This window comes from Streptomyces sp. NPDC058632, from assembly GCF_042717095.1.
In the GTDB taxonomy this organism is placed as follows: domain Bacteria; phylum Actinomycetota; class Actinomycetes; order Streptomycetales; family Streptomycetaceae; genus Streptomyces.
In genome coordinates, this window is the sequence record NZ_JBHXQZ010000194.1 from 1 (window position 1) to 2,688 (window position 2,688).

Annotated in this window: 2 rRNA genes; both read left to right on the forward strand. The window is 57.6% G+C overall.

From position 1 onward, the window contains the following. Positions 1 to 2,473: ribosomal RNA gene (locus tag ACFWVE_RS34900) — 23S ribosomal RNA — on the forward strand; the annotation flags it as partial. Between the two features lie 98 nt (positions 2,474 to 2,571). Continuing rightward, positions 2,572 to 2,688 (forward strand): 5S ribosomal RNA (rrf, locus tag ACFWVE_RS34905).

The following is a 2,688-nucleotide window of genomic DNA, read 5'->3' on the forward strand; positions in this document are numbered from 1 at the left end:
CGTCGTGACTGCGTGCCTTTTGAAGAATGAGCCTGCGAGTTTGCGGTGTGTTGCGAGGTTAACCCGAGTGGGGAAGCCGTAGCGAAAGCGAGTCCGAACAGGGCGTTTCAGTAGCATGCTCAAGACCCGAAGCGGAGTGATCTAGCCATGGGCAGGTTGAAGCGGAGGTAAGACTTCGTGGAGGACCGAACCCACCAGGGTTGAAAACCTGGGGGATGACCTGTGGTTAGGGGTGAAAGGCCAATCAAACTCCGTGATAGCTGGTTCTCCCCGAAATGCATTTAGGTGCAGCGTCGCGTGTTTCTTGCCGGAGGTAGAGCACTGGATAGGCGATGGGCCCTACCGGGTTACTGACCTTAGCCAAACTCCGAATGCCGGTAAGTGAGAGCGCGGCAGTGAGACTGTGGGGGATAAGCTCCATGGTCGAGAGGGAAACAGCCCAGAGCATCGACTAAGGCCCCCAAGCGTACGCTAAGTGGGAAAGGATGTGGAGTCGCACAGACAACCAGGAGGTTGGCTTAGAAGCAGCCACCCTTGAAAGAGTGCGTAATAGCTCACTGGTCTAGTGATTCCGCGCCGACAATGTAGCGGGGCTCAAGCGTACCGCCGAAGTCGTGTCATTCATACACACAGGGCCAACGCCCGTATGGATGGGTAGGGGAGCGTCGTGTGCCGGGTGAAGCAGCCGCGGAAGCGAGTTGTGGACGGTTCACGAGTGAGAATGCAGGCATGAGTAGCGATACACACGTGAGAAACGTGTGCGCCGATTGACTAAGGGTTCCTGGGTCAAGCTGATCTGCCCAGGGTAAGTCGGGACCTAAGGCGAGGCCGACAGGCGTAGTCGATGGATAACCGGTTGATATTCCGGTACCCGCTGTGAAGCGTCAAACATCGAGCATCGTGATGCTAAGGCCGTGAAGCCGTTCCGGACCCTTCGGGGAATGGAAAGTGGTGGAGCCGCCGGCCCAAGCGGTCAGTAGGTGAGTGATGGGGTGACGCAGGAAGGTAGTCCAGCCCGGGCGGTGGTTGTCCCGGGGTAAGGGTGTAGGCCGTGCGGTAGGTAAATCCGTCGCACATCAGGCTGAGACCCGATGCCGAGCCGATTGTGGTGAAGTGGATGATCCTATGCTGTCGAGAAAAGCCTCTAGCGAGTTTCATGGCGGCCCGTACCCTAAACCGACTCAGGTGGTCAGGTAGAGAATACCGAGGCGTTCGGGTGAACTATGGTTAAGGAACTCGGCAAAATGCCCCCGTAACTTCGGGAGAAGGGGGGCCATGTCCGGTGATGGGGTTTTCCCCCTGAGCTGGGTGTGGCCGCAGAGACCAGCGAGAAGCGACTGTTTACTAAAAACACAGGTCCGTGCGAAGCCGTAAGGCGATGTATACGGACTGACGCCTGCCCGGTGCTGGAACGTTAAGGGGACCGGTTAGTCACTCTTCGGGGTGGCGAAGCTGAGAACTTAAGCGCCAGTAAACGGCGGTGGTAACTATAACCATCCTAAGGTAGCGAAATTCCTTGTCGGGTAAGTTCCGACCTGCACGAATGGCGTAACGACTTCTCGACTGTCTCAACCATAGGCCCGGTGAAATTGCACTACGAGTAAAGATGCTCGTTTCGCGCAGCAGGACGGAAAGACCCCGGGACCTTTACTACAGTTTGATATTGGTGTTCGGTTCGGCTTGTGTAGGATAGCTGGGAGACTGTGAAGCCGCCACGCCAGTGGTGGTGGAGTCGTCGTTGAAATACCAGTCTGGTCGTGCTGGATGTCTAACCTGGGTCCGTGATCCGGATCAGGGACAGTGTCTGATGGGTAGTTTAACTGGGGCGGTTGCCTCCTAAAGAGTAACGGAGGCGCCCAAAGGTTCCCTCAGCCTGGTTGGTAATCAGGTGTTGAGTGTAAGTGCACAAGGGAGCTTGACTGTGAGACCGACGGGTCGAGCAGGGACGAAAGTCGGGACTAGTGATCCGGCGGTGGCTTGTGGAAGCGCCGTCGCTCAACGGATAAAAGGTACCCCGGGGATAACAGGCTGATCTTCCCCAAGAGTCCATATCGACGGGATGGTTTGGCACCTCGATGTCGGCTCGTCGCATCCTGGGGCTGGAGTCGGTCCCAAGGGTTGGGCTGTTCGCCCATTAAAGCGGTACGCGAGCTGGGTTTAGAACGTCGTGAGACAGTTCGGTCCCTATCCGCTGTGCGCGTAGGAGTCTTGAGAAGGGCTGTCCCTAGTACGAGAGGACCGGGACGGACGAACCTCTGGTGTGCCAGTTGTCCTGCCAAGGGCATGGCTGGTTGGCTACGTTCGGGAGGGATAACCGCTGAAAGCATCTAAGCGGGAAGCCTGCTTCGAGATGAGGACTCCCACCTCCTAGAGAGGGTAAGGCTCCCAGTAGACGACTGGGTTGATAGGCCGGATATGGAAGCACGGCAACGTGTGGAGTTGACCGGTACTAATAGGCCGAGGGCTTGTCCTCAGTTGCTCGCGTCCACTGTGTTGGTTCTGAAACCACGAACAACCCCGCCCCCACCGGTCCGCGGTGGCGGGTGGTGCGGTTGTCTGTTTTCATAGTGTTTCGGTGGTCATAGCGTAGGGGAAACGCCCGGTCACATTCCGAACCCGGAAGCTAAGCCCTACCGCGCCGATGGTACTGCAGGGGGGACCCTGTGGGAGAGTAGGACGCCGCCGAAC